This is a genomic window from Vagococcus fluvialis (assembly GCF_003337315.1).
GTDB classification, from domain to species: Bacteria; Bacillota; Bacilli; order Lactobacillales; family Vagococcaceae; genus Vagococcus; species Vagococcus fluvialis.
Genome location: NZ_QPJV01000026.1, coordinates 1 through 2,716 on the forward strand (window position 1 = coordinate 1; position 2,716 = coordinate 2,716).

A 2,716-nucleotide genomic window follows, 5' to 3' on the forward strand; every position below is an offset into this window, starting at 1 on the left:
CTATTATTTTTAGGTTTATTTAAGTTGCTTAAAAATAAATATCAAAATCAAAAAGTATTTAATAACTTTCACTTGACTATTTAATAGCTAGCTTTATTTTGTTACACCAAATTGTAACCAAGTTAATTTTAAATAAAAATCACTTGCTAACTGTTCATAGTCAATCCTTCCAGACACATGTCTCATTCTGTAAGCTTCATTAATTGTGTGAAATAGCATTGACCATAATTGGTGAAACAGCATTTTAAATTCTCTTTCATTTTTTACATTTAACTTTTCTTTATTTATAGAAGACATAATTTTTTCATAGCGATCACGATCTTGGTGATGATGTTTCCTATGATTTAGATGCCTTTGTCTTTCCTCTTCACTCATTTCTGAGACCATCATTTGATTAGATCTAGTGTAGTTCATATGAAGAAATGTGTGTCTGAAAAAATCTTTATTCTCACCTTCTAAAACTTCTTTCGAAAAATCATAAAAAAATAATTTAAAGGTTTCAAATAAATCTCCATTTGTTTTTTCTAGATAGGAAATAAAGCTATCTTCTAAATTTCTCCTTGCTTCCTCAAATAAATAGAAAAAAACATCTTCTTTTCCTGTGAAGTATTGATAAAAACTCCCTCTTGGAATCCCTGCTTCTTTGACAATATTAGCAATTGAAGCTTCTTCTAATGGGAACTTAGAAAATTCTTTTTTAGATGCTTCTAAAATCTTATCCTGCTTTTCTTTTTCTAATCGAAAAAAAGTGTTACTTGGCATACTTCCTCACCCCTTTATGACATAGTGTCATTTTATATGACAAGGTGTCATAAGTCAATTAATATCCCTTAAACAATCAAATAAATATCATTTTTTCAAAGTTTCATCTATACTAAGCAGTGATATTTAAAATAAAGGAGTACAATTAATGACTGACAATATATATGATATTACGATAATTGGTGGAGGTCCTGCTGGTCTTTTTGCTGCCTTTTATGCTGGAATGAGACAAGCTAAAACAAAAATTATTGAAAGTTTACCAACTTTAGGAGGACAACTTTCCTTACTCTACCCTGAGAAATTAATTTATGATGTTGCTGGTTTTCCTAATATCAAAGCGCAAGATTTAGTAGATAATTTAGTCAAACAAATTGAACCATTTAAACATGATATTCATTTAGAAGAAACCGTTCTTTCATTTGATAAAAAGGATGAGGTATTTACTATAAAGACTGATAAAGGGATTCATTTTTCTAAAACAATTATTATTGCAGCAGGAAATGGTTCTTTTCAACCTAGACGTTTAAACGTTCCTGGAAATGAAAAATTTGAAAAAAATCAATTACATTATTACATTACGAATATGAATGACTTCAAAGATCAAGATGTTGTTTTATGTGGTGGCGGGGATTCTGCTGTAGATTGGGCTTTAATGTTAGAAGATATCGCTAAATCAGTGACGTTAATCCATCGTCGTCCCGAATTTAGAGCTCATGAACATAGCGTTGAAAAACTAAAAGCTTCTTCTATTAACTTAAAAACACCATTTGTAATTGAAAGCTTAAATGAAACAAATGATTTATTAAATAGTATTACCATTAAAAATCCTAAAGAAGATTTAACAGAGACTCTTTCCTTAGATCATTTACTAGTTAACTACGGTTTTTCTTCTTCTCTTGGCCCTATAAAAAAATGGCCACTAGACTTTAAAGGTAGCTCTATTATGACAAAAAGTGATACTTCAACAAGTATTCCTGGTATTTTTGGCATTGGTGATATTACAACATATGAGGGTAAAGTCAAATTAATTGCAACAGGTTTTGGGGAAGCCCCTACTGCTGTTAATAATGCGATTCATTTTATGAATCCCAAAGAAAGACTTCAGCCAATGCATAGTACAAGTCTTTACGAATCATAATAATTCTTGTACTACTATAGATACTTTTGTATAATAAAATTTATTAAGAAGGTGAAAAGATGAATGTAAAAAAAGAAACATTAAAAAACAGTGCTAAATCACTAATCATTGAACGCGGTGTTCAACTAAGTGATATTGCAGACTTAGTTTACTTTTTACAAAAAGATTATGTAGAAGATTTAACTTTAGATACCTGTTTAGAAAACGTTGAAGCAGTACTTGAAAAAAGAGAAGTTCAAAATGCTATTGTAACTGGTATCCAACTAGATATTTTAGCTGAGCAAGGTCAACTACTACAGCCTCTTCAAGAAATTATTGAAACAGATGAGAGTTTGTATGGAATTGATGAAATTATGGCTTTAGGTATTGTTAATGTCTATGGTTTTATTGGATTTACTAACTACGGTTACATTGATAAAGTAAAACCTGGAATTTTAGCCAAATTAAATGACCATGAAAGTGGTCAAATCCATACATTTTTAGATGACTTAATTGGTGCTATCGCTGCAGCTGCAGCTAGTAGATTAGCTCACTCAATTCCATAAACAAAAAGAGGTTGTCACAGAAGTGGTCAGCTTCAAGAAATAAGAAGGAAATCACGAAAATTGCTTTTCAAATTTTTGTGATTTTCGGCTTATTTCCGTAGAAGCTACTTCTGTGACACCGCTTAGTTTGTAAAAAAGGAGCTGTGACGTAAGTATGTCACAGCTCCTTTTTAAATGGCTCTATAATTTAAAGGACTGATGAATCAAATTTTGATTCATCAGTCCTTTTTTAGTTTATTTAAATATAAAACATGTCGTCTATCTAGTAAAA

3 protein-coding genes are annotated in these 2,716 nt (G+C 30.3%); 2 read left to right on the top strand and 1 reads right to left on the bottom strand.

Going from position 1 to position 2,716, the window contains the following annotated elements; all coding sequences use genetic code 11:
• Positions 1 to 93: 93 nt before the first annotated feature.
• On the bottom strand, positions 94 to 762 hold the full coding sequence (locus DFR54_RS13075) for a TetR/AcrR family transcriptional regulator (protein WP_086342548.1): 669 nt from the start codon (positions 760 to 762) through the stop codon (positions 94 to 96).
• 148 nt (positions 763 to 910) lie between these two features.
• Between DFR54_RS13075 and DFR54_RS13080 the strand changes: the two genes are divergently transcribed.
• Both DFR54_RS13080 and DFR54_RS13085 read left to right on the top strand, forming a co-directional pair.
• Entirely contained in the window at positions 911 to 1,900 is a 990-nt protein-coding gene (locus DFR54_RS13080; RefSeq protein ID WP_086342547.1) for an NAD(P)/FAD-dependent oxidoreductase, read from the top strand.
• A 59-nt stretch (positions 1,901 to 1,959) separates the two neighbouring features.
• Positions 1,960 to 2,445, top strand: coding sequence for a phosphatidylglycerophosphatase A family protein (locus DFR54_RS13085; RefSeq protein ID WP_114290582.1), 486 nt, complete (start codon positions 1,960 to 1,962; stop codon positions 2,443 to 2,445).
• Positions 2,446 to 2,716 lie beyond the last annotated feature (271 nt).

Bases quoted from the DNA above. Each gene is read 5' to 3' on its own strand.
- DFR54_RS13080 (WP_086342547.1), top strand. From the start codon at position 911: ATGACTGACAATATATATGATATTACGATAATTGGTGGAGGTCCTGCT.
- DFR54_RS13085 (WP_114290582.1), top strand. From the start codon at position 1,960: ATGAATGTAAAAAAAGAAACATTAAAAAACAGTGCTAAATCACTAATC.
- DFR54_RS13075 (WP_086342548.1), bottom strand. From the start codon at position 762: ATGCCAAGTAACACTTTTTTTCGATTAGAAAAAGAAAAGCAGGATAAG.